Genomic DNA, 24,165 nt, shown 5'->3' with positions numbered 1-24,165 from the left:
ACGCAAAACATTACAAGTAAAAACGCAAGAGCTTCAAAGTCAACGTAACGCCAGTGCTAAAGCCATTGGCCAAGCAAAAGCGAAAGGCGAAGACGCACAGCCGCTATTAGACGCAGTGGCAAATTTAGGCAGCGAATTAGACGCAACTAAAAAAGCGCAAGACGAAGTACTCAACGCGATTAACGACATTGCTTTAGCAATTCCAAATTTACCAGACGAATCAGTACCAGAAGGCGCTGATGAAGACGACAACGTTGAAATACTTACCTGGGGCACGCCTAAAAAGTACGACTTTGAAGTAAAAGATCACGTAGATGTAGGGCAAGACCTAAACGGCCTAGATTTTGAAATGGGCGTTAAAATTAGTGGCGCACGTTTTACAGTAATGCGTGGCCAAGTAGCGCGTATGCACCGTGCACTTACGCAATACATGCTAGACACCCACACAGACACAAACGGCTATACAGAAATGTATGTACCGTACTTAGTAAATAGCGCAAGCCTATACGGTACAAGCCAATTACCTAAGTTTGCAGGCGACTTATTCCATACATTAGGCCTGGTAAACGACGACGGTGAACAACAAGCTGGCTTTAGCTTAATCCCAACAGCAGAAGTACCGTTGACTAACAGCGCACGCGACGAGATTTACGACGAAAGCGATTTACCGATTCGCTTAACTGCGCACACACCGTGTTTTAGAAGTGAAGCGGGCAGCTACGGTCGCGATACACGCGGCTTAATTCGCCAGCATCAGTTTGATAAAGTTGAACTAGTACAACTAGTAAAACCAGAAGATTCAATGCAAGCGCTTGAAGAACTAACAGGCCACGCAGAGCAAATTTTACAAGCATTAGAACTACCATACCGTAAAGTAATTTTATGTATGGGCGACATGGGCTTTGGCGCAGCTAAAACATACGACTTAGAAGTATGGTTACCGGCACAAGATACCTACCGCGAAATTTCGTCTTGTTCAAACATGGTCGATTTCCAAGCGCGCCGTATGCAGGCTCGTTTTCGCCGTGAAGGTGCTAAAAAGCCAGAGTTACTCCATACACTAAATGGTTCCGGCTTAGCCGTTGGCCGCACACTCGTAGCCATACTAGAAAACTACCAACAAGCCGATGGTTCAGTAGTCGTGCCAGAAGTATTACGCCCATACATGGGTGGACTTGAAGTGATTGGTAAAGCTTAAAGTACTAGCTATCAGTTTTTAGCTATAAGCTTTAAGTAGAAAAGCCGCTGTTTTAAACGAATAGCGGCTTTTTTGTTTTAGGGAAAAGGTTAAAGGTCAGACGAAAAAGTCTATGTTTTATATTTATTATTGCATTACTCTTTTGTTCAATATTACTGATCTCCATTATTTTGGTGTTTTTCTGCATTCATTAAATATAGATGAGAGCTAACTAATTGTTTACATGAGCTTATTCGCCGGTTAAATTAGAAATATTGGTAATATTTGGACATTTGTCGGTTTATAAAGCGACAAATGTCGGATACAAAATTGTTAGCCACAAAGAGGGAGTGTTAGTTTTGAGAAAATCTTGTATGTAATTATATTGATTATTGCCTTATCAGGTTGTGTCAGTTTTAAGCCGACCGTGCTGGAAGTAGCTCCGTTAAATTCAAGTTTAAAGGTGGTCGATAACAGGCCCCAAGCTTAAAAAGAGACGGAGATGTTGTCTTATATAGTTACTAGTTGTAATTATGGTATGCATCGTTTGGGTGATGAATGGACGAAGCCGAATAAAGTGCAGTTTTTAAAATCAGAACTATCCAAGTGTAGTGGTAATTGTTGGGACAATAACCCGATGGGGCGATTCTTTAGAAGTTTAAAAACAGAATGGGTACCAACAACGGGTTACCGCTTATTTATTGAAGCGGAAAATGCAGTCATTAAATATATTATTGGATATTACAACCAGGTTAGGCCTCATAGCTATAACGGTGGACCAATACAAAATGAGTCAGAGAAAAGATACTGGTTAGAATACAAATCCTTGGCCAAAATTAGTTTACGACTAAACACTTAGCGGCTAAAGCCGCCTAAACGTTATGCACTTCAGATTTGAATCCGCGTAATTAAGAAACTGACTTAATCTAAGTTTTATAAATTGTAAAGCCAAGAAAGCAGACTGAATTAGTAAGTCCTAGAAAATTGAGCAAAATAATTTCTATGATTCGGCTTGTTTTAAAAGTTGACAATGACGGTTTGTGGCTTATGATGTAAAATGTAAATTAAAAAAATCAAAAATAAAGGCTTTTACCAAAGACTGGTATCGTTCTAATACGTTCCATATTCTTAGCAGCCTACAGATATACTATATATGGAATGTTAATGAAAAAAATTGCAATTGCATCACTCACCACACTTTTACTCTCAGGTTGTGCTACAACTGACGGACAGAGCCCGCTGTCAAGCTTAACCAACTCCCTCACACCAGACTCTAAAATTAGTAAATTTGACGTCGTTCTGGCTAGCGGAAACTTAGTTGAAGCGAAGGAAATAGCGCTTGATCAAGCTGATTATGACGAAGAAGATAATGCTTTGGATGATCAGTTTTGGGGCATGCAGACTGCAAGTATATATCGGTTTGAAAAAAATTATGAAGCAAGCAATAAGTACTTTGACCTAATCGAAGATGTTATGTATCTCGAAGATACCGAGGGCATGGTGACTAATGTTTCTGAAACGCTGACAAGCTCATTGACGAATGACACGTTCCTAGACTACGAGCAAAGCGTTTACGATTCAATTATGGTGAACACCTATAAAGCGCTTAACTTCACTGCAATGGGGGACCTTCAAAATGCGCGTGTAGAATGGAACCGTTCAGATGATAGGCAGCGCAGAGCTGCAGATTACTTTGCTGGACGCATTAACGAGAAACGCGAAAAGCAAGAAGAAGAAGCAAAAAAAGAATTAGAGGAAAAAGAAGTTGCTAGCGATGCTGAGGTTAATGAAAGCTTGTCAAAAGCCGATGAGTTGTTAGCAGAACAAAACATTGATATGTCACAGTGGACAGCATATGACGGTTACGTAAATCCATTTTCTACGTTCATGCACGGTTTATTTTTCATGTTAAATGCACAAGACTCTTCAGATGTAAATAAAGCCGTAGACAGCTTTAAACGTGTGTCGAATATGATAGACACGAATGTCGCTACTGACACGCTTGCCCTTGCCCAAAACATTAGCAGTGGTAATACTTCTCTTGATTCTGTAACTAACATTTGGGTGATATTCGAAAATGGTGAAATGGCGAAAAAAGAGGAATTCAGAATAGACCTTCCCGTTTTTATAGTATCTGAGAATGTGAATTACGCAGGTGTTGCGCTTCCAAAGATTCAAGAGCAAATGGATCAATTTAGTTATGTATCGGTTAACGGTCAAATGAGTGAAGTTATAGCTGATATGGATAGAATCATTAAAGCTGAATTCAAGGAAGAGTGGCCGCTTATATTGGCCCGTGAAATCACGCGCTCTGTCGTAAAAACCGTTGTTCAAAAGCAAGTAAATGACAAAAATATTTGGCTTGGTATGGCAACAGGCGTTCTTCAAGCCGTTACAACGCAAGCTGACACAAGAACTTGGAGCGTCCTTCCAAAGAACTTCCAAGCACTTATGTTAGAGAATGATGGTTCGGGTCAAGTAACCATTAACTCACCTGGATTTAGCCAAGCATTATCAGTAAGCGTTGACCCGGCAAAGAAAAATATCATTTATGTAAAAGCCATAAACTCGACTCTGGCACCCTCTGTAGAAGTAATCTCTATTTAACACTTGTAAGGAAGTATCACAGTGAAGAAGATAATATTAGCAACCGTTCTGCCAGCCGTTATTTTGGTTAGTGGCTGTCAATCTACCACTAAATATGTTGACAGTGGAAATGAAAGTATCGCAGTGCTTGGGCTTTCTCAAAGAGATTTTGACCAAGCCGCTAATCAAGCATTAAACGATATCATCGCAAGCCCTTTGCTTGTGCATCCTGAGGCTGATAAAGGAGGCCGATATATTTTATCTATATATAACATTATCAACGACACCTCCCAGCGCATCGATACTGATCAATTAGTTAAGAAGATTCGTGTAGGTTTATTGCAAAGTGGTAAGTTCCTTACGACAACAGCCGTTAATTTTACTGGCTCAGGCCCTGAAGATACTAGTAGCACGAAGGTACGAGAGCTGAACGATTCCGCATTAATTAATAAAAACACAGTAAAGAAAAATGGTACAGTAATTTCGCCCGATTTTAGTTTGAGCGGTAAAATAATACAACGAACAAATAGGGTTAATCGCTCAGAGCAACTCGTCGAATATTATTTTCAACTCACTCTTACACAACTGGAGACTGGACTTGCGTATTGGGAAGGTGAATACCCAATTGCAAAAACCGGGAGTAATGATTCAGTGACGTGGTAAAAAATCTGCAAGTTTAATAATTGAGGAAGACTTTTTTATCAATTAATCAGAAGTCAGAAAGCCTTTAATAATTAAGCTTGCAGCCTTTATTATGCTTTTATGTGTTAACGCAAATTCAGCTATATCAATCTAAACAGTTATTTTATTCAATTCTTCTTTTGCGAGATGTGCACACCTAACTTATTCCATTTTATGATAGTGCAAAAGAACAAGGAAAATATATGAAAAGTTCATTAATACGACTAACAAGCCTATTTTTTCTCCTTTCCTCAATTAGTGCTGTTGCACAGGAACAGGTATCAGAAGAGGTCGACCTAATTATAGAAGATAAACAAGCACAGCAACCAGCTTCAAGCGCTGAGGCGACAGTCGAAGCGCATAATGAACAACCAGAAGATGCCTATGCATACGTTGAAGAAAAAGCGCGAGAATATATAACTGAGAAGAGGCGCAAATTTACTTCACAAGGGAAACAAGTTTTTATTCACTCTGGTACTGCACTCATTAGGCTCAAACCTACGGAAGCTGGTTGGGCAGATGCCCGTGTATTGGCGTATACAGAAGCTCAACAAAAAGCGAGAGAAAAATTACTTAAACAGCTATATACGAGTGTTGCTTCAGAAACGGTAAGAAAGTCATTTAAGACGAACAAACTTCCAGAGTTCACTCAAGAGGAAATTCAAAGTCAAAGTCGGTTTGAAGCGCTTTTAAATAAAGTAGTCGCTTTAGCCGATGCCACAGTCGACTCACAGTTAGAAGAGCTTGGTGTTAACCCTAGCGAATATAACGCAGCTCCTCCTAATAAAAGAAAAGTCATGATGCAGAAGGCGATAACCCAGTCCGTTTCAAGCTCATCAAGAGGTGATATTACGGGGTCTCAAATAATGAAGTCCTTCGAGAAAACTGACGAAAATGGAAATACTGCTGTGTCGGTGATCGTTGCGACTTCAAACAAAAAGAAAAATTTCTTGGCCTCTCTTCGCAAGAGTAAAGGCAATATCGAACCTAGTCCAGAAAAAGCCAGTATGTCTGTTCAGGACTATTTAGAAAAATATCGCTCTAATTTTATGTATCAAATCGGAACGAAACTTCATTGGGATGAAAATGGTTATCCCGTTATTCTTTCTTATGGAATGTCAGGAAACGATTGTAATGTTTCTGATTATGAAGAATGTGCAGATAATCGAGAGTTTAGCTACCTAGACGCAGAGCTTAATGCATGGGCACACATAGCAGAAGCGTATAATTTAGTTGGTGAAGTTAACGCTTCAAGTTCAACAACAAGTGATAAATCCAGAACCGCGACAGCCTCATTAACTGACGGCAACACTACTGAAACGCAAGAGGAAACCGTAGCCAAAATTATCAAGGAAACGTCACAAAGCTCCAGAATGGCGTCGAGTGTGAAAGGATTGACCGGCGTTCAAGAAGCAACAAGATGGAGCGCAAAACACCCTGTGACGAACCGTGAAGTGAATGGTGTTGTACTTATATGGCACCCACTTGCTGAACAAGCGACAAGAGCATTTAAAGCGAACAAGGGTTTAAAAAAGAAATCCGCCGCGGGCAAAGTCAATTTCAAAGCAAAATCTGGCGAAAGTATAGAGGTTGATGATGAAGATTTTTAAACCATTAATTTTCTTACTGCTTGGGGTATCAACAACAGCATTGGCAGACGAGCGAATAGTTGAAGTTTCTGCCGTTGGCGCTACGAAGGACTTGGCTATTGAGGCTGGCTTGATTCAAGCCGTTGCGCAAGTGAATGGCACTAGTATCAATAGTGAAACCATACGAATAGCAAATCAAATTAGGACAAATGGAAAGTCCAACTCTAGTGTTGCGATGTCGAATATTACCGCCATGAAGACAAAGGGTCAGATCACTAGCTATGAAGTTATAGATTCGTTGTGCGATGAAGAATGTGAAGTCTTGCTAAATGTCGTTGTGCCTGTTTACAAGAGCCCCGGTCTGAATGTAAACAAACGGCGCAAGCTTGTGGTTGCACCATTCGCTGGCAGTGATGGCTATGCGTTTTCAAACAACCTGCAAAGTGCGTTAGTACAGACACGCCGATTCGCAATTTTAGACCGTCAACACAATAGCGATTACGAAGCAGAAAAGCGCCTTCTACTTAGCAGCGATTCGCCACTGAAAGAAAAAATGCGACTTGGACAAGTGTTAGGCTTAGATTATCTTGTTGTTGGGACTGCATCGTTTCAAGACAATTCTCATCAGTCAGAAAACGCTTTCACCGGCGAAACGTCATATGTCGAAAACGTAGTGTCTAAAATAGACTATAAAGTCATAAACCTCGCTACAAGACAAATAAAATGGCAAGATTCTGTGGCAATCAACGAAAATATATTAGACCCAATTACCGCGCAAATGATATCTAGAGGGATTGCCAGTGCTATCTATCCGATGAGGATAGTCTCTAATCAAAACGGCTCCATCACGCTTAACCAAGGAGGAACAAGCGTGAAGGTTGGAGAGCTTTATGATGTTTTTGACTTAGGGAAAAAGCTTATTGATCCTTATACAAAAGAGTCACTAGGGCGAGAAGAAATTTATGCTGGCAAAGTGCTAATTGACAAAGTTACAAGTAAAGTATCGTATGCAACGGTTATCGAAGGTAATCTTGAAACAATGCGACAAGGCGCTATAGTCAGACCTTCACTCGTTGAGTATTTAAACAACCCGGGGAATTTAGAACCGAAATCGACAGTAGAAGCGTCGGCGGCAGGCGGGATTTTAATTCCCGCTATGCAAAAAAAAGAACTGAAGCCTTCGCCAAATGGCGGTGTTGTTATTGACAATTAAGGTGAATATCAAGTAGGTGTAAACCCTAAGTTGACGTACTGATACGACTTCTAGCTCGCACAACACATTTTGTAACTCACAATACAACGTTTTTACGAGATTATCAGGTCAAACAATAATCATACGTTAACTCCATGTTTTCAAGTTGTAAAATTTTTTATAAAATTGGCTTTAGTTAAGTACTTTTTAGTGAAGAGCAAAATTTAATAAATGGCGCGCTAAATACGGCGGTATGAATGCGCCTTTAATGACACGCATAAAAGAGCTTGAAGTTGAAAATCGTCGTTGAAAGAAAATATATATTAACGAGCGTCTAAATTTTGAGGCTTTTCAAGAGGCAGTGACATAAAAGTGGCAAAGGGTTCTGAGTACAACAAATGCTTGAAAAGTCAAATAACGGAAATTCTACAGTTCGCCTCCATTAGAAATGGGGTATTACCCTGTTTTACCGTATTGGCTACTTTTGTCACTATGCACCATCTCTGTCATTTAAATTTGGCGAAACAGTGGTTAAATTCTCATTTATAACAGTGATCTGATTCCGAAAATATAAATAGGTAATTCTTGCTTATAAACATTAGAAGCGGAAATTATCTGGCTGTTATCCCGCTAAAAGCGAAGCGCCTCTGACTCTCTTTGTGCATTAATTTTCTTTAATATAATTAGTTTTTGTATCTTTAGTTTGAGAAATTACTGCCATATTTGAAATACAAAAGGGATGTAAGTGAAAAGTCACTTGCTTGCATATTTTTAAGGTTGTTTTAGAAGGCAACTGTAGTAGAGTGTTTGTAAATTAACCTAAATAAGGAACATTCATGGGACTAGCTAAAACCACAAGCATAAAATTTGAAGTAACAGAAACAGGGCATCAAATTATACAAGCTGAAATAAACGGGCATAAAGTAAATTTAATTTTAGATACAGCGGCGGGTGCATCTGTTTTAGATAGAGCATGTATTAAAAAGCTTGGAATACAAGAGGCACTAAGCGAAGAAAATGCCGCAGGTTTAGGTACAGCCGAACACGAAATGGGATTAATAGACGTTGTAAAATTTGAATTGGCAGGGCAGTTGTATGAAAGTACACAGTTTGTATCACTAGACCTAGACCATGTTCAGGCCGCTGGTGGTGGCAATTCAATACATGGATTATTAGGCTCGCCATTTTTTAGAAAATACCAAGCCATATTAGATTTTGGTACTAATACACTGACAATTAGAGAGCCATTGTCTGATTTTGATTGATAACAGCGGCTTACTTAAAGGCACTCCTTAATTCTAAAGCGAAGCGCCTCTAACATTTCTCTATAAATTAATTGGCTTTAAACAACATCAGCTCAGCATTTTTCCCATCGGTTAATATGGCTACATTACCTTGCGAAGTTACAAATACATCTCTTAATCGTCCTGTTGCTTCTGGAAATACATGCGACTGGGTGAATTTACCATTCGCTAAATTAACGCTGTAGAGTTTTTTATCTACAAGCGTGGTAATGAGCACATGTTTTTGAAGCGAAGGGAATGCGGCGTGTTTAGAGCCATAATACGCCATACCCGATGGGGCGATTGATGGCGTCCAATCTACGCTTGGTTTTTGCATGCCCGGGTAGTCTCTAAATGGAGATATGCGCGCTTGCGAGTAATCGTCACCGTTTGTAATGACTGGCCAACCGTAATTATTTCCAGCCGTTAAATAGTTTAGCTCGTCGCCACCTGCGGGGCCATGTTCGTGGCTTACAATTTGTTGCGTGTCATAGTCGTACACTAAACCTTGAAGGTTACGGTGCCCATATGAATACACCGCATGAGCTGTTGAGTTTTTGTGGTCAATAAAAGGGTTATTTTTGGGTGTTTTGCCATTTGCTGTAATGCGCAGTGTTTTGCCAAGCTGGCTGGTTACTACTTGTGCTTGCTCTCGGTAGTCAAAACCATCGCCACTTGAAAACAGTAAAGTGTTATCAGGGAGAATAAGGGCGCGACCAGAGTAATGTTGTGGTGTGTCTTTATCTGTGGCTACGTTGTAAATGATTGTTGGCGTTGTAAAACGTGTACCGTTGAAGGTAGCTTTAGCTATTACGAGCCTGTTTGCATCAAGATCGCCTTGGGCGTAGGTAAAAAAAACTTCTTTGGACTTAGCAAAATTAGGCGTGAGTACTATATCAAGTAAACCACCTTGACCTGCAACGTATAAACCTTCAAGTGGTAATTTTATTCTACTTTGCTCGTTATTTTTAATAACCACTACGTGGCCGTCGCGTTCGGTTATTAACCATGTACCATCGGGCAGTTGCACCATACTCCAAGGCGAGTTTAGCTGTGTAGCGAGTGTTTGGATTGTATATTGTTTTTTAGGTAATGCATTGTTTGCATTGACGTTAAATGAGAAGAGTGCGAATAGTATAAAAAGCGAGATGCATTGTTTACCGCGCAAGCCTTTGCTACTGTATAAAAAATTATTTAGTTTAAATTGAGATAACCATGTTGTTTTTAACACGCATACTCCCTTCATTTTTAGTTGCTTGGTTACTAACGTTTACGCTTGCTAGCTTGTTTCATAGCCAATACGTTGTCAATCAATTAGTTAATGTAGGTGTAGTGGTAGAGTTTGCTGACCGTGTTAATTTAACACTCGACGATTGGTTAGGTTTACTTCCTACGTATGGCGCTATTATTGCCGTTGCACTCACTATTGCTTTTTTAGTGACTTGGTTTATTAATAAAAAATTAAAAGCACATAGTACTGGGCTGTTTGTTATAGCGGGTATAGCCGCTTTTGCGACGGCGCTCATTGCGATTGAGTCTATTATGAATATAACCATTATTGCTGGCGCAAGAGGGTGGGGTTTTTATTTACAGTTGGTTGCAGGCGCTATTGGCGGTTACGCGTTTGCAAAACTAATTAAAGTAGTTGAAAACACAAAGTTAAACTAAGTGTTTTTTAAGGCTAGTTCCTTAGCTAAAGCCGCTGTTTAATGAAAACCACGGCTTTTTAAAACCCTTTTTATACTTTATTAAAAAATTAAACCAATGAGTTTGTAACTACTTAAGCCAAAAATAAGCATTAACACAGGTAGAGTAACTAGGTTTAAAATAAACGAGTTGGTAAATTTTCCCATGACCGATTTTTGATTTACTAACCACACTAAGTAAATAGTGATAACAGGAAGTAATAAACCATTAGCCGCTTGGGCAAATATTATAACCGCGACAGGGTCTAACCCAAGAGACGCTACCGCAGCACCAAATAATAAGATGATAATAGCAACGCTTTTAAAGCGAGTACTAGCCATATCGTTTGACCAACCTAACATACCACATACGGCATAAGCCCCAGCAAGCGGCGCGGTTATTGCGCTAGTTAACCCTGCGGCAAACAACCCTATAGCAAAAAAGTAATGGGCTGCATCACCGAGCAAGGGCTCTAGTTGTACTGCCATGTTTGCTGCGCTAATTTGCCCTGCGTTTGTTCCATAAAAAGCGACCGACGCGGTAGATAAAATAGCTAATGTGATTACACCGCCCAAAGTAATTGATAAGCCAGTATCAACATTGGTTTGCTTAATTACTTTTTGTAAGTCACTTTTGCTGTCGTACTTAGCTGCTAAAACGCCAGAGTGCAAAAACAGGTTGTACGGCACTATGGTTGTACCAACCAACGCTAAAACAGTTGTTATTGAGCCTTCGGGCAAGCTTGGCGTAAAGCCTGACAATATATCAGCCAGTGATGGTGAAGCCATGATCAATGTCGATATAAACACCAAGCTCATTAAAATTACTAATACTATAAGTGCGTTTTCTACCACTTTATGTTTGCCGCTATAAAGTAACCCGGCACTTAAAAAAGCAATTAGAGGGGTCCATATTTGCGGATTAACATTTGGAAATATGCCAATTAATCCCATACTCGCGCCACTTAAATTACCCGCTTCGTATGCTGCACTACCAACACCTATGGCACTGATCACCAAAAATATGGCTAACGATTTAAATAGCGGGCTTTGAATATTTGCCCTAAGTGCTTGCGCTAAGTCTTGGCCTGTTGCAACGCCAAGGCGTGCTGCCATTGATTGCAGTAATATAGTGGCAATAACAGAAAATAGTAATGTCCAAATAAGCGCAAAACCAAAGTTTGCGCCTGCCACACTGGCTGTGGTGATTGTACCTGGCCCAATAAAGGCAGCAGTGACGAGTAATCCTGGACCTAATCGCATAATTTACCTTAATAGTGTTATTGCATGTTGCTATTTAAAGTTACACCTAACGTTTAAAACCAATAATTATACGCGAAGCCTGTTGTGTATTGCCGCCACTTAAAATAAGTGCGGTGCAGCTAAAGACGCTTATTTACGGGTGCTTTTATGTAAGCATATGCTAAAAAAGGTCGAGTAGGATACCAATTTATATATAAATTTAAAGGGGATAGAACGCGTTTGCATAAACTTTAAACGAGTATGAGGGCATCAATTAAACTCATAATGACACTGTATGTGTATTTACATTATGAGTATTTTAATTGCTTCTAGGCCTTTTTTGAGCGTTGCTTCATCGGTGGCGTAATTAATACGCACGCATTGATGTTTGTGCTCCCAGCTATCTTCAATACCTATAAAAAAGTTGTGGCCAGGAATTATATACACATCTTGTTTTTTAAGTTTTTGGTAAAGCTGTTCGCTAGTTATTTTTAAATCTTTAAACCATAGCCACATAAAAAATGCGCCTTCTACCTTATGTAAATAAACCGGTAAGTCAGCAAATATTTCATCAAATAGGCTAACAGCGACCTGTGCTTTATTTTTATAAAAAGGCAAAATGGTATTTTTACACAGAGGCAGTAGTTTATTGTCTTTGATTAAGCGGGTGACTAAGCTTGGCCCAAAACTATTAGGTGATAACACCATAGCGCCATTAACGCGGCTAATTGCTTTAATAATCTCGTTATTGGCAACCACTATACCGGTGCGCAGGCCTGGCAAGCCCAGTTTTGAAAGTGACATACATAATATAATGTTTGAGTTCCAGGTTAGGTTTGCATCGGTATAAATACAGCCAGGGAATGGGTCGCCATAGGCGTTATCAATGATAAGGGGGATATTGTATTGCTTTGCGAGTAAGTCTAGTTGATGAACTTCATCGTCGGTAATTACGTTACCCGTTGGGTTGGTAGGGCGCGACACACATAATGCGCTTATGCTGTTGTCGTTGGCAAGTACAGCCTTAACCGCATCAAAATCAATTACATATTTAAACTGTTTAGAGCCGTTTGGTGTATTTAGTATTTCTATTTCGGGTTTAATGGCCACAAACATATCGTCAGTTAAACCTTGGTCGGCATAGCCTACGTATTCTGGCGCAAGTGGAAAAAGTACTTTTTTATGGCTGCCATCAGCCATTTTGCCTGCAAATAGGTTAAATAGAATAAAAAAGTTAGCTTGGCTACCATTTCCTAATGCAATATTGCTCGCTGTTAAATTCCACGCATATTCTTGTGTTAACTGATTGGCAAGGGCTGCTCTAAACTCATCGTTACCCGTTGGGCCATCGTAAAGGCCCATTATTTGCGCTATTTTATTATTTTTTACTAAATGATTTAGCTCGTTAATGAACGCTGTGTTTACTGGTGGCACAGAGGCGGGGTTGCCTCCGCCAAGCATCACTAAATTAGGGTTATTACTGTTTTTAGCATTACCAAGATCTTCCATTAGCTGTGTAATGCCATTGGGTTGAGTAAATTTGCTGCCAAAGTGTGAATAGTTCATAAAACCTAATACATTTAATAAATTAGGCAAAGAGTATAACGTAAAAAAACGGAGTAAATTTATAGATGAGAATAATTCACGACTTATACATACGGCCTTCCTGCGTTATAATTATTTCAGGATCAAATGTAGGTGTTTAGTTATCAATAACCCAAATAAAATAAACGACGACCCAGTCAACTTGCCCACAGAGCCTGTAATTAATAATACCGAGCTTAAAATAGCCACCTTTAATTTGTTTAACTACCTTGAACCACCTAACGCCTATTACGAATTTGAACGTATATACACCGCTGAGCAATGGGCAAGAAAACAGCGCTGGATCACCGAATACATAAACGAGCAGCAGCCCGATGTAATTGGTTTTCAGGAAATATTTAGTATTGAGTCACTTAAAGAATTAATGCTAAACCAAGGTTATAACCACTTTGCTGTAGTTGATAAACCCCATGTTAAAGATGATTTTATTTTTAAGCACCCTGTTGTTGGTATTGCCTCTAAATACCCGATTGCTGATGTAATAGCGGTAGAGCATGATGAGGGACTAGCATGCTCACTTGGTTTAACACAGGCGTTTTCATTTAGTCGTAAGGTACTCAGGGCCACAGTTACGTTACCTCACTTAGGGGATACAGATTGCTATGTAGTGCACTTTAAATCTAAGCGGGGCATGCTTGAGGTAGACGAACACAATAAAGCGGTAACAGCCGAGCAAAACATTGTCGATATTTTAAAAGCGAATGTAGCAGGGAGTTGGGGCTCAACAATTCAACGCGGCAGCGAAGCGACTTTACTTATGATACAAATGATCACCCGACGAGAAGCGACTCAAAACCCCATGGTATTAATGGGCGATTTTAACAACGACCTTTCTGATGGTGTACTTAACCACTTGCTAACCAATACATTAAGGTTTGCGCCCGCAATGGATGCCAAGGCCTACCTTGCTAAGTATTGTTTGTATGATTCGTGGGCATTATTTGAAAAACTAGTAATTACCGCTGATAATGCTCAGCAAGCAAGTAACAGTGATGATGAAAACACCGCTCAAACAGCGCCACTAACACGTAAAGCAACTCACTACTTTGGTACAAGCAGCTCAGTGCTTGATTATATTTTACTGTCGTGCGAGTTTGACCCAAGCTACGATGATAGTTTTTTTGAAGTAAGTAACCATAATACGTACGACAGGCATTTAATTAACCCCGAATATGAGCGAGACGACTTAACCACTGACCATGGCGTTGTGTGTATTACTTTAAACCTCAGAACTTAAAAAGCCCGTTGTAAAATGGCACTTGGTAATATGTAGTTATTACAAAAGTAATTTCCAACATATTGCAAGCTACTGAATAGATAGAATTTTTATTTGGTATTTAATTTGCACAAGTAATACAGCTTTAATTACTTAGTTTTAAAATAAAGGATTTAACAATGAATGACGTGTCTTTATCTGCTTATTTGGGATTTTATTTTTACTTAATTATGCTGGTGGTGCAGTGGGGTGTTGCGACCTTTAGCAAGGCCAAGGAGCCCGGTGCAGTGCCGGGTAAAATTAGCGACGATTTATCGCACGATAGCTTTATATTTAGAGCGCACCGTACGTTTCAAAATACATTAGAAAATAGCGCATTATTTATAGGCACGGTGTTATTTGCATTTGTAATTAATTACCAAAGCGCAATTTTTGCAATGTGTGTGTGGGTGTATGTAGTTGCCCGTTTAATTCACATGATTTTATACTATGTGATTGCAACAGAGAAAAACCCAAGCCCGCGCACGTATTTCTTTTTAATTAGCTTTATTGCCAACATTGTAATGTTGGTACTAATAGGTTTTCGTTTAGTAGCTTAGTAAATAAAAAACCGACGTTTTAGTGTTAGTACTACTACGTCGGTTTTTTGTATTAAGTGTTATTCTACCCCAATAAATCCACCTGTTTGATGAGCCCAAAGGCCTGCATATATGCCCCCTTGTGCAATGAGTTCATCGTGTGAGCCTTGCTCAACGACGCCACCATTATCCAACACGATGAGTCTATCCATTTGTGCAATGGTAGACAGCCTATGTGCTATAGCGATAACCGTTTTTCCTGTCATTAAATCATCAAGGCTTGCTTGAATAGCCGCTTCAACTTCTGAATCAAGTGCACTGGTCGCTTCGTCTAAGATAAGAATAGGGGCATTTTTAAGTAACACTCGTGCAATGGCAATACGTTGGCGTTGACCGCCCGATAAAGTTACACCACGTTCGCCAACCTGTGCATCAAACCCTTTATTACCTTTTGAGTCTTCTAAATCGCTAATAAAATCGAGCGCTTTAGCCTGTTTTGCTGCATTTAACATTTCAGCTTCGGTTGCATCGGGGCGACCGTATAAAATATTATCTTTAACAGAGCGGTGAAGCAGGGAAGTGTCTTGCGTTACCATAGCAATATAGCGGCGAAGACTTTCTTGGCTTACGTCAGTAATATTTTGCCCGTCAATCTTAATTGTCCCAGAGTCGGTATCGTAAAAGCGCAGCAGTAGGTTAACAAGCGTTGATTTACCCGCGCCAGAGCGGCCAACTAAACCTATTTTTTCACCGGGTTTAATATTAATATTTAACCCATTCATTACCGGGCCACGGTTAGTTTCGTTGGCGGCTTTGCCATAATTAAAATGTATATCTTTAAACTCAATACTGCCTTGGGTTACTTCAAGGGTGTTTGCGTTTGGTTTATCGTCTACTTTTATTGGGTTTGATAATGTTTTCATACCATCGGTGGCGGTGCCAATATTTTCAAACAGGCTGCTTATTTCCCACATGATCCACTGCGCCATACCGTTTAACCTAAGAGATAAACTAACTGCAACGGCTATAGCGCCAGCGCTAATTGCACTCATTGACCATAAATAAAGCGATAATGCGGCAACACTAAATACCAACAAATAGTTAAGCGTATTAATAGCAAAGTTAAGGCTGGTTACTAAGCGCATTTGTTTATATACGGGTTGTAAAAATACATCCATGCTTTGCTTGGCGTACTGCTCTTCGCGTTGGGTGTACGAAAAAAGTTTAATAGTTGAAATGTTAGTGTAGCTATCAACAATTCGGCCCGTCATTTCTGATCGCGCATCGGCTTGTGAGCTGGCAATTTTTTTAAGTTTAGGCACAAAGTAAACCTGTATTGAAGCATACAAGGCAAGCCATACAAGCAAAGGGATCATCAAGCGCCAATCAGCTTCAGCCACTAAAAACACCATAGCGCCAAAATAAACCACTATGTACATAAGTACATCAAGTAGCTTCATTACCGCCTCGCGAACGGCTAAAGACGTTTGCATTACTTTGGTAGCAATACGCCCTGCAAATTCATTTTGATAAAAGCTTACACTTTGGCGTAGTAAATACCGATGCGCTGACCAGCGAATCGACATAGGGTAATTACCTAATAAGGCTTGATGCAAAATAGCGGCATGAAAAAACACCACAATAGGCAAAACGACTAACAGCATAACAGCCATTTTTATTAGCTCAGTTTTTTGCTCTACAAATAGGGTTTGTGGTGTATGGGTACTTAGCCAATCAACCAATTGGCCCATATAACTAAATAACGATACTTCTAAAATTGCTAACAGCGCAGCACTTATCGACATAAGCACTAACGAGAGTTCCATGCCCTTAGTGTAATGTCGGCAAAACGCAAATAAAGTAGAAGGCGGCTGAGTGGGTTTTTCCTCAGGAAATGCGTTGGTCATTCTTTCAAAGAGTCGATACATTTTAAAAACTTAAATAGCAAATAATGTGAAGTATCATACCATTTAAGTATTTTTAAATGCAGTTTTGTATTAACTAACATGAGCTTTAGTTGAGAGATTCTATATCTAAAATTCAGGTTAGTTATTACTTATACAGGCTTTTTATCTAACAGGGTTTGAAAGGTTAATGCCTCGGCTCATATATAAGTCGTCGTATTTTAAACCGCCGTTACCATAGGGCTTTTTAGCCGGACCAGTATTTGCGTTTGCCAAAAAGTAAATAAGTGGTTGTTCACGTTTCATTCTAAATTTTGCATTTTTATACACGAGTGTTTGCGTTGTAAACTCACCGCCTTGAACATACACATTGTATTGTTGGCCTTGCATTTTTGTAGGCGCGTTATTCACTACATACCAGATGCTGTACCATTGATTTGTGTTAAGGGGCTTTGCTGATTGGGCGGCGTTGTAGTTTTGAATGTTGCTGTAACCTTTATCTGTTTTGACCATTAAAGCGCCATCGTTTTTAAATCCATTCGACTCAGCTTTGTCTGTTACACGTAAGGTAGGTTCAAACGCATTGTAACCATGCTTTTTAATTTCATTGGGTTGTAAGTTACTTAAGCCAAAAGCGTGATTGTTAGGAAACGCTTCTACATTTATGCGCGTAAAAAATGTATAGGTTTCTCCCACTTCAACTACTTTTGGTAGCTTAGTAAAACTGAGTGCTTTTCGATTACCAATAATGCCTTCGGCGGCTGGTTTTTTTAATAAGTAATGATTTGAGGATTCAGCCTCTCGTGAAATTTTTGTCACTTGTGGGTTGGCTATGTATGGATTGGTTTGATTGTCTGTATCAGCTTTTTGCCATGTTAGCGTTTGCGTTTCAAAATTATCGATTAACAGCCATTGATTTGTGGAAGGGTGTTGGTGATTTTGGCTGCATGCTACTAACGTGATTAACCACATTGGCAGAAGAACGTTTTTATAGCGCATTGTTTACTCTTTATTTAATTGTTATTGATAGCATAAACAGGAATAAATTGTTATTGGTAATAACTTATTGTTGAATAACTTAAATTGTACATTACCAAATTGCAGTTTATTTATAACCAATAACTGATTTATTGTAAACCAAAATAATTTAACGCGCTTAAGTTTAAGCAAAAGCTATATAAATTTTGTAGTCGCGCTCAGTAAATAACTAAAACTTATTCATATCAAATAACTTTATAGTTAACATACGCCTGTGCTTATTTTCGAAATTAATAAGGAAGTGTTATGTATTTAGGCTCTTGTTTGTGTGGAAAAGTAAATGTGAAAATTACAGGCAATATTACCAGTATTATTCACTGTCACTGTTCTTTGTGTAGAAAAAATAGCGGAACAGCGTTTGCTACAAATGGATTTGTAAACGATGATGAGTTTTTAATCACTCAAGGGCAAGGCTCATTAAGTGGATACGCGTTTAAACCCGGTAGAACACGGTATTTTTGTGCCTGTTGTGGTTCGCCTATTTATAGCGAAAATACCAGTGATAAAAGCCGTTTTCGTATTCGATTAGGTTTACTGGATTCAGATATTGCAGAAAAACCTATATCTCATAATTTTGTTACATCAAAAGCGAATTGGGAACAGTTAGAAACCAGTTTGCCTTGCTATAAAAAGCATGAACCCGGTCGCTAATTAAAAAGATTCAATGTGGTAAATATGATTAATATCTTGATATAAATTGGGAGCAAGATGTTTAAAAACGTCAGAATCTTGAATATTGTCGACGCTAATGTGTTTTAGTGAGCTAGGGCTCAAAACAATAACAATGTTTTTATACTCATTAAATTCAACAAGTGCGATTGCTTTAAAGTACTTTCTTAACAAGGCCAACAACAGCTGTAACTCTTGACCTGTTTTAGGGTTTAAGTTGAGTGTTATTTGACTGCTTGAATTGCAACAGCGCGTCACGTTTTGCCAAAAAAGAGCGCTGTTTAAAAATGGCTGGTGGTACTCTCCACTGAATATGTCGATGGTGATCACATCGTATTTAATTTTACATTGCTGAATAAATTGCTCTGCTGACTGTAAAAATACAGAGTGTGGTTTTGGCAAATAAAAATGTGTTTGTGCAATTTCAACCACATCAGGGGTAATTTCAACGGTGTTAAAGGTGTGTAGAGTATTTAAAAATTTTGTTTTATTGAATAGATAATAGATAACTCGCTCTACGCCCGCGGTTCCCAACCCTAAATTTAGCATTTTAAGATTGGTTACCGGTTTTAATAAAAACAGCAGCATGCTTTGATTTACAGGTACCAAAACTTGCTCTGCGTTGCTTTTACTCATTACGCCCTGAATAACAGCATCTTGTTCACATTTTTCGTCAAGTGTTAACCATCGGTATTGCGCGTTTTCATAAACATAGATAGGACCTAGCGTGGTTTGCTTAAATTGTACAAGGTTACATTTTAACGTTTCATTTTTTAACTGGCGCATACTCTTACTTTTTAAATTGACTGCTTAAACGGAACTCTGATTAAGTGATTTACTAACGTGTTAAATCATGATGATAATTAAATTTTACTAGTCTGGGACTTTTAATAAAAACAAGGCGAATTTACCGGCAATAGGTGCTTGGATCGCTCTATTATCCAGAGTCTAAGTTTCTTAGTTTGGCACGAAAATAAAAAGTTTACTTAAGTTATTTGGTTATAAGTTTATTGATTTGCTTTACCGTGTAGTATTTTGGTTTAAATTAAATCATTTAAGATTTTCAAGGAGAGAAAAATGGGATTAATTTTAGGCCCTGTGCTGTTAATTTGGCTCGCTATTTTTATTTACTCAATTCGACTCGGTTATTTGCTTATTTATAAAAATATGGCATTAGAGATCACGCTAATTACTTTCACCGTTGCTTTGGTTGGTGCTATTGCCTTTGTATTTTATGGTTACAGGCAATTTATAAATGAAACGTCGTTGTGGGCATTTGAAATACCCAGCTATTTTGTATTCAACAAGTTTGCAATATTCACTGTTGTTTTGGCTTTATGTTTACATCTTTTTTCTACTAGCGTGCAAACAAGTACAGCCGTTAATTGTGTAGTGTTTATACTTTTATTTATGTTTTCTGCTGGGGTGTTACTAAGTGTGGGGTTACATGACCGTTTTATAGGTTATAACAATATCCAACTTACTCATTAATTCAAGGGTAGAAAATGAGATCGTTTATTTGCGCTGTACATTTTGTGTGTGCTCAATGGTTGAAAAAAGTTGACCCAAATAATACGCACACGGGGCACAAGGCGAGTGTCCTAATCGGTATGGTGCTATCTATTTATATTGGTTTATTTGCTCTTTTCTTTTGTTTTGATTATGTAAAATTACTTACTGATTCCGTTAGAAATAATTTAATCGTGTTCAGTACACTTTATTTAGCGTTAATTTTAGGGGGTATGCATTTAGCGTTGGGTAACGCTGTGGATTATAAAAGCAGAGTTCGTGCAAGGTTGAATACAACAGTGCTTAGGCATTACACGCTTGGGTTAAAACTTTGGATATTTGGTCTGCTACCTTACTTCATAACTTTGGTAACTATTTTTATATTGAACTCGAATTAGTACTATTCTTTTCTGCGCTTTAGCGTGCTTATTTTCGTATCTACCTCAAATTAATTGCGATATACAAATACATAGGTAATTGTAAACCAATAAAAATAAGGAGCTACATAAATGCTTAAACCATCAATTAAATTATTAAAGCTAAGCATGCTTGCGTTTGCTTGCTCAGCATCAAGTGGCGTTATTGCGGCTGATATGCAATAGAAAGATCAACAAAATCTGCATGATATTGCGGCAAGTGTGTCAGCAGAGCGAATTGGCAGCGATATTCAAACGCTGGTGGACTTTGGTACACGTCATACACTTTCAGAGACTAAATCTGACACTCGAGGTATTGGTGCTGCTCGACGTTGGATTAAAGCTGAGTTTGAAAAAATATCCGCACAATGTGGTGGTTGCCTAGAGATTATTGAGGTATCAGACACTATTTCAGGCGAAAAACGCATACCTGATCCTGTTGAGGTGGTAAATATTGTTGCTATTCAGCGCGGCAGTACTGAACCAAATAGAATGGTGATGATGTCGGGTGATATAGACTCACGTGTAAGCGATGTAATGGATTTTACTAGTGACTCTCCTGGCGCTAATGATAATGCATCGGGTGTTGCTGGTGTTATTGAAGCGGCACGCGTACTGAGTAAATATAAATTTAATGGCTCTGTGGTTTACGCTGCGTTATCAGGGGAAGAGCAGGGGTTATTTGGTGGTAAAATTTTAACCGCGCACGCTCAAAAGAATAACTGGCAAGTACATGGTGTTTTAAATAATGACATGATTGGCAATATTACCGGTATAAATGGAGTGACTGATAACACAACCGCACGTATTTTTTCAGAGGGCACACGTGTTGTTGAAACAAAAGCACAGGTTCGTACCCGTCGATTTACGGGTGGTGAGGTTGATTCTGCAAGTAGAAATTTAGCCCGTTATATTGATACTGTTGCTGATAGGTACATCCCCAACCTTGATACAATGCTTGTTTACAGGCTAGACAGGTTTGCACGAGGCGGGCACCATCGTCCATTTAACGATGCTGGGTTTGCAGCAGTGCGCATAATGGAAACAAACGAGCATTATGATCGTCAACACCAAGACCTACGAACAGAAAATGGCATTACATATGGCGATACGATTGACGGGGTTGATTTTGATTATGCAGCTAAACTAACGTCACTCAATGCGGTAACTATGGCATCTATGGCTTGGGCTCCAGCCCCTCCTAAAGACGTTAAAATTACTGGCGCAGTAAAGGCTAGTACTTCGTTTTCGTGGCAAAAAAGTAATGATGACACAATTGCCGGTTATAAAATATATTGGCGTTACACAAGCGAGCCGCAATGGCAGTTTAGTAAATACGTTTGTAATGTTGCTGATTTCACACTTGAGAATGTAGTAATAGACAATTATTACTTTGGTATTTCATCTGTTAGTCATGATGGTTTTGAGTCGCCCGTTGTGTTTCCGGGGGATGTTGGTTCGTTTGACCATAATATAAAATAGCAATTTGTATAAAAACAAAGCAGTCAGAGTTTTTAAAGTGCAAGCAGCCTGTTTTATGCTTGCACCTTATTTACTAAGACCTTACAGTGTTTAAAAAGAAGTAATAAGGTCATTACAATGGAACAACAACAAAAACAATTAACACCTGAAGAGCAAGCACTAGCTGAGCAACAACGTGTTGCATGGCAACGTGGGTGTTTTCAAACAGCACAAAAGTATTTAGCAGAAAAAGGCATTATGCCTAAATCTGTAGTTGAGCAAGACAGCCGCTTTTTAGCCCCTATTTGCGCCATGTGGAAATTTAAAGCGCAAAACGGAAAAACGTATTGGGTTGTTACAGGGCAATTACCAACAGACCATGCTGAAGTGGGTGCAGCGTCAGATGCGCGTGATGCCATGCGTTATTTTTCATTGCAATGGCAGTTAAAAGCAGACCAGATAATGAGTGCGGGCGCACGAGATAAAACACAGGCAGACTTTGCTAAACTATTAGTGAAAAGAGCACATGGCCTTTACGAGTTATACGATAACGATAAGCTGTGGGCTCACGAACCAAAATAATCCAAAAAGGGTAATCAAGCTTTGATTACCCTTACAACTTAATTAATGAACTAGTGTGAAAGGTGTTGTATCAGCACACCTAACTGGGCATTTCATTCTTTGCCTAGGTATACCTGCCTCCATAAACACATTACCCTGTTTTATAAAGCCGTTACGTTTAAATCGTTCAACTTCGTGTAGAACACAATTAACGCTAATTGATTCAATACCTTGTTCTACTGCTATGTCAAAAATATAATTAAGTAACGAGCAGTAAACATCTCGGTTTCTGTGATCAGGCAATACAGCTAAGCGTCCAATTAAGCCGTCATTACACAGGCGGGCTGTTGCGACGGGACAAAAGCTGTCGTCTGTAACAAGCACATGCAAAGCTAATTTATCGAGGTTATCGAATTCAACGCGTTTAGGGATATGTAATTCGTAAACAAATACACGCTCCCTTATTTGTTGTAACTCATTTTTTTGTCGATCCCATTCAACTTTGTTTATACGATAACCCACAATTGCCTCCTACTTGTTACTCTTGGTTTGCGTTAAACCAAATGCCTTCATTAACAAGTATAGTAAACATTTGAACAAAAACTAGACTATTTTGAGCGTTAGCTAATTCATTAGTATTAAACTCGGTTTCGTCCGTTAGTAATTTTACTGCTGCTATGTCCCCGATAGGAAGAGTGAAATTGTCACCATTAATACTTACTAAAAGCTCATTTTCACACAGCTGATAAATTGCTCGTGTTCCACCTACACGTTCAAAAATAGTATCTGGCTCTGCCAATTCGTTTGCTATTTGCTCTTGGAAAAAAGCAGGTTCTACTGGTGCCAAGTCCATTTCATGTTTGGGTTGGCTTAAAGTTTTGCCAAGCCATTGCTTGAAAAGACCATCATCTTCTAGCATTGAGGCGATAAGATGCTTAACCTTTTCAGCTTCATTATTTGTAAGCTCACCTTTTGAGGCTCTTGTAACTAAGTTGTGGTCTGTGTAGCGTTTTTGTCCGCTTTCAGTGTCAATAACATGATCGGCAAAGCTTGATAGTAAATCTTGCTGATTTGGTGCTCTAAATCCAACAGAGTAATTAAGTGCATTTTCAACCGCGTAGCCTTCATGCGGGCAGCCTGGTGGAATATATAAAATATCACCGGGCTCTAAAATGCAGTCTATGACTGCTTCAAAGGCTTCAACTTGCAATAATTTTTTATTTTGAGCAAATTGCTTAAGAGTTGGGTCGGGTAGGCCAACTCGCCAATGACGCTTTCCTTCACCTTGAATAATGAAAACATCGTATTGATCTAAATGCGGGCCAACACCACCATTAGGGGTAGAAAAGCTGATCATTAAATCGTCAATGCGCCAGTTAGGGATAAATCTGAACGGTTCTAGCAGCTGGGCTGCCTCTGGATGCCAGTGGTCGACTGCTTGCACTAATAACGTTGAATTTTCCTCTGTGAGTAAATCAAAGTCCTCGAAAGGACCTTGATGGGTTTGCCAGTCGTTATTGTGATTTGTAACAATACGCGATTCAATAGCGTCTTCCATTGCTAAGCCAGCAAGTTCGTTTGCATCAAGTGGATCTTCAAAGTGACTAAACCCTTGTTTGATCAAAAGAGGTTTTTTTTGCCAAAAGTGGGTTAAAAATTCTTGTTCAGATAAATCGTTTATTTTTAATTGATACATACGTTTGCCTGCCGGTAATTGCTTTGCTTTTTATACAAAAAAAGCGAAAGGATAACCCTTTCGCTTTTTGATAGTGG

Annotated in this window: 20 protein-coding genes and 2 pseudogenes; 14 read left to right on the top strand and 8 right to left on the bottom strand. The window is 39.1% G+C overall.

Annotated elements, in window-relative coordinates:
* From serS to BCG07_RS16135, 7 genes and pseudogenes are all read left to right on the top strand, one after another.
* Positions 1-1,198: serine--tRNA ligase (serS, locus tag BCG07_RS16165; protein WP_286891094.1), on the top strand; the 1,198-nt coding region annotated here is incomplete at its 5' end.
* A 565-nt stretch (positions 1,199-1,763) separates the two neighbouring features.
* Positions 1,764-2,036: pseudogene (locus tag BCG07_RS16160) on the top strand (integrase core domain-containing protein); the annotation flags it as partial.
* A gap of 305 nt (positions 2,037-2,341) precedes the next feature.
* The gene (locus BCG07_RS16155; RefSeq protein ID WP_243530712.1) at positions 2,342-3,784 is read left to right on the top strand and encodes a COG3014 family protein; all 1,443 of its coding nucleotides are present in this window, start codon (positions 2,342-2,344) and stop codon (positions 3,782-3,784) included.
* 21 nt (positions 3,785-3,805) lie between these two features.
* Positions 3,806-4,426 (top strand): penicillin-binding protein activator LpoB, encoded by a 621-nt coding sequence (gene lpoB / locus BCG07_RS16150; protein ID WP_243530709.1) that lies wholly within the window; start codon positions 3,806-3,808, stop codon positions 4,424-4,426.
* A gap of 221 nt (positions 4,427-4,647) precedes the next feature.
* On the top strand, positions 4,648-6,054 hold the full coding sequence (locus tag BCG07_RS16145; RefSeq protein ID WP_243530706.1) for a DUF6844 domain-containing protein: 1,407 nt from the start codon (positions 4,648-4,650) through the stop codon (positions 6,052-6,054).
* Positions 6,038-7,246 carry a CsgG/HfaB family protein gene (locus BCG07_RS16140; protein WP_243530704.1) on the top strand — a complete coding sequence of 403 codons (1,209 nt, stop codon included), beginning with the start codon at positions 6,038-6,040 and terminating at the stop codon, positions 7,244-7,246. The genes BCG07_RS16145 and BCG07_RS16140 overlap by 17 nt, the downstream gene beginning before the upstream one ends.
* An 815-nt stretch (positions 7,247-8,061) precedes the next feature.
* Complete coding sequence (locus BCG07_RS16135; protein ID WP_243530701.1) at positions 8,062-8,490, top strand: retropepsin-like aspartic protease; 429 nt, start codon at positions 8,062-8,064, stop codon at positions 8,488-8,490.
* A 67-nt stretch (positions 8,491-8,557) separates the two neighbouring features.
* Here BCG07_RS16135 and BCG07_RS16130 read toward each other — a convergent pair whose 3' ends face one another.
* On the bottom strand, positions 8,558-9,739 hold the full coding sequence (locus BCG07_RS16130) for a PQQ-dependent sugar dehydrogenase (protein ID WP_243530698.1): 1,182 nt from the start codon (positions 9,737-9,739) through the stop codon (positions 8,558-8,560).
* On the opposite strand from BCG07_RS16130, the gene BCG07_RS16125 reads away from it, so the two are divergent.
* Positions 9,724-10,176 carry a hypothetical protein gene (locus tag BCG07_RS16125; protein WP_286891092.1) on the top strand — a complete coding sequence of 151 codons (453 nt, stop codon included), beginning with the start codon at positions 9,724-9,726 and terminating at the stop codon, positions 10,174-10,176. The two genes, BCG07_RS16130 and BCG07_RS16125, sit on opposite strands and share 16 nt — an antisense overlap.
* An 80-nt stretch (positions 10,177-10,256) precedes the next feature.
* Here the strand turns inward: BCG07_RS16125 and BCG07_RS16120 are convergent, their stop codons facing one another.
* Positions 10,257-11,456, bottom strand: coding sequence for an Nramp family divalent metal transporter (locus BCG07_RS16120; protein ID WP_286891091.1), 1,200 nt, complete (start codon positions 11,454-11,456; stop codon positions 10,257-10,259).
* A 282-nt stretch (positions 11,457-11,738) separates the two neighbouring features.
* The gene (locus BCG07_RS16115) at positions 11,739-13,001 is read right to left on the bottom strand and encodes a valine--pyruvate transaminase (RefSeq protein WP_286891089.1); all 1,263 of its coding nucleotides are present in this window, start codon (positions 12,999-13,001) and stop codon (positions 11,739-11,741) included.
* Positions 13,002-13,236: 235 nt separating this feature from the next.
* Here BCG07_RS16115 and BCG07_RS16110 point away from each other — a divergent pair, with 235 nt between their 5' ends.
* Together BCG07_RS16110 and BCG07_RS16105 are read left to right on the top strand one after the other, a co-directional pair.
* A complete protein-coding gene (locus BCG07_RS16110) occupies positions 13,237-14,277 on the top strand; it encodes an endonuclease/exonuclease/phosphatase family protein (RefSeq protein WP_286891096.1) in 1,041 nt (346 codons plus the stop codon).
* 158 nt (positions 14,278-14,435) lie between these two features.
* On the top strand, positions 14,436-14,855 hold the full coding sequence (locus BCG07_RS16105; protein ID WP_243530687.1) for an MAPEG family protein: 420 nt from the start codon (positions 14,436-14,438) through the stop codon (positions 14,853-14,855).
* Between the two features lie 59 nt (positions 14,856-14,914).
* Here BCG07_RS16105 and BCG07_RS16100 read toward each other — a convergent pair whose 3' ends face one another.
* Together BCG07_RS16100 and BCG07_RS16095 are read right to left on the bottom strand one after the other, a co-directional pair.
* Positions 14,915-16,762, bottom strand: a complete 1,848-nt coding sequence (locus BCG07_RS16100) for an ABC transporter ATP-binding protein (protein ID WP_286891088.1) — start codon at positions 16,760-16,762, stop codon at positions 14,915-14,917.
* A 141-nt stretch (positions 16,763-16,903) separates the two neighbouring features.
* Positions 16,904-17,737, bottom strand: a complete 834-nt coding sequence (locus BCG07_RS16095; RefSeq protein ID WP_286891087.1) for a hypothetical protein — start codon at positions 17,735-17,737, stop codon at positions 16,904-16,906.
* A gap of 285 nt (positions 17,738-18,022) precedes the next feature.
* Between BCG07_RS16095 and BCG07_RS16090 the strand changes: the two genes are divergently transcribed.
* Positions 18,023-18,427, top strand: a complete 405-nt coding sequence (locus BCG07_RS16090; protein ID WP_286891086.1) for a GFA family protein — start codon at positions 18,023-18,025, stop codon at positions 18,425-18,427.
* Here BCG07_RS16090 and BCG07_RS16085 read toward each other — a convergent pair whose 3' ends face one another.
* Complete coding sequence (locus BCG07_RS16085; protein ID WP_248519760.1) at positions 18,428-19,231, bottom strand: polyamine aminopropyltransferase; 804 nt, start codon at positions 19,229-19,231, stop codon at positions 18,428-18,430.
* Between the two features lie 291 nt (positions 19,232-19,522).
* On the opposite strand from BCG07_RS16085, the gene BCG07_RS16080 reads away from it, so the two are divergent.
* The 3 genes and pseudogenes from BCG07_RS16080 (at position 19,523) to BCG07_RS16070 (ending at position 22,413) form a co-directional block, all read left to right on the top strand.
* Positions 19,523-19,936 carry a hypothetical protein gene (locus BCG07_RS16080; protein WP_286891085.1) on the top strand — a complete coding sequence of 138 codons (414 nt, stop codon included), beginning with the start codon at positions 19,523-19,525 and terminating at the stop codon, positions 19,934-19,936.
* A gap of 527 nt (positions 19,937-20,463) precedes the next feature.
* Positions 20,464-21,852, top strand: a pseudogene (locus tag BCG07_RS16075) (M28 family peptidase).
* A 117-nt stretch (positions 21,853-21,969) separates the two neighbouring features.
* A complete protein-coding gene (locus tag BCG07_RS16070) occupies positions 21,970-22,413 on the top strand; it encodes a DUF4826 family protein (protein ID WP_286891084.1) in 444 nt (147 codons plus the stop codon).
* A gap of 42 nt (positions 22,414-22,455) precedes the next feature.
* Here BCG07_RS16070 and BCG07_RS16065 read toward each other — a convergent pair whose 3' ends face one another.
* Both BCG07_RS16065 and BCG07_RS16060 read right to left on the bottom strand, forming a co-directional pair.
* The gene (locus BCG07_RS16065; RefSeq protein ID WP_243530670.1) at positions 22,456-22,914 is read right to left on the bottom strand and encodes a GNAT family N-acetyltransferase; all 459 of its coding nucleotides are present in this window, start codon (positions 22,912-22,914) and stop codon (positions 22,456-22,458) included.
* A 16-nt stretch (positions 22,915-22,930) separates the two neighbouring features.
* Positions 22,931-24,088, bottom strand: a complete 1,158-nt coding sequence (locus tag BCG07_RS16060) for a cupin domain-containing protein (protein WP_286891083.1) — start codon at positions 24,086-24,088, stop codon at positions 22,931-22,933.
* Positions 24,089-24,165 lie beyond the last annotated feature (77 nt).

It is taken from the genome of Pseudoalteromonas sp. ESRF-bin5 (assembly GCF_002632075.1).
In the GTDB taxonomy this organism is placed as follows: domain Bacteria; phylum Pseudomonadota; class Gammaproteobacteria; order Enterobacterales; family Alteromonadaceae; genus Pseudoalteromonas; species Pseudoalteromonas marina.
Note: the sequence above shows the minus strand (reverse complement) of the source record. Positions and strands in the feature narration are given on the sequence as shown.

What these genes read in the sequence shown, in the direction of transcription:
- BCG07_RS16155 (WP_243530712.1), top strand. Translation starts at nt 2,342, where the DNA reads ATGAAAAAAATTGCAATTGCATCACTCACCACACTTTTACTCTCAGGT.
- BCG07_RS16145 (WP_243530706.1), top strand. Translation starts at nt 4,648, where the DNA reads ATGAAAAGTTCATTAATACGACTAACAAGCCTATTTTTTCTCCTTTCC.
- BCG07_RS16140 (WP_243530704.1), top strand. Translation starts at nt 6,038, where the DNA reads ATGATGAAGATTTTTAAACCATTAATTTTCTTACTGCTTGGGGTATCA.
- BCG07_RS16135 (WP_243530701.1), top strand. Translation starts at nt 8,062, where the DNA reads ATGGGACTAGCTAAAACCACAAGCATAAAATTTGAAGTAACAGAAACA.
- BCG07_RS16125 (WP_286891092.1), top strand. Translation starts at nt 9,724, where the DNA reads ATGTTGTTTTTAACACGCATACTCCCTTCATTTTTAGTTGCTTGGTTA.
- BCG07_RS16120 (WP_286891091.1), bottom strand. Translation starts at nt 11,456, where the DNA reads ATGCGATTAGGTCCAGGATTACTCGTCACTGCTGCCTTTATTGGGCCA.
- BCG07_RS16115 (WP_286891089.1), bottom strand. Translation starts at nt 13,001, where the DNA reads ATGAACTATTCACACTTTGGCAGCAAATTTACTCAACCCAATGGCATT.
- BCG07_RS16105 (WP_243530687.1), top strand. Translation starts at nt 14,436, where the DNA reads ATGAATGACGTGTCTTTATCTGCTTATTTGGGATTTTATTTTTACTTA.
- BCG07_RS16100 (WP_286891088.1), bottom strand. Translation starts at nt 16,762, where the DNA reads ATGTATCGACTCTTTGAAAGAATGACCAACGCATTTCCTGAGGAAAAA.
- BCG07_RS16095 (WP_286891087.1), bottom strand. Translation starts at nt 17,737, where the DNA reads ATGCGCTATAAAAACGTTCTTCTGCCAATGTGGTTAATCACGTTAGTA.
- BCG07_RS16090 (WP_286891086.1), top strand. Translation starts at nt 18,023, where the DNA reads ATGTATTTAGGCTCTTGTTTGTGTGGAAAAGTAAATGTGAAAATTACA.
- BCG07_RS16085 (WP_248519760.1), bottom strand. Translation starts at nt 19,231, where the DNA reads ATGCGCCAGTTAAAAAATGAAACGTTAAAATGTAACCTTGTACAATTT.
- BCG07_RS16080 (WP_286891085.1), top strand. Translation starts at nt 19,523, where the DNA reads ATGGGATTAATTTTAGGCCCTGTGCTGTTAATTTGGCTCGCTATTTTT.
- BCG07_RS16070 (WP_286891084.1), top strand. Translation starts at nt 21,970, where the DNA reads ATGGAACAACAACAAAAACAATTAACACCTGAAGAGCAAGCACTAGCT.
- BCG07_RS16060 (WP_286891083.1), bottom strand. Translation starts at nt 24,088, where the DNA reads ATGTATCAATTAAAAATAAACGATTTATCTGAACAAGAATTTTTAACC.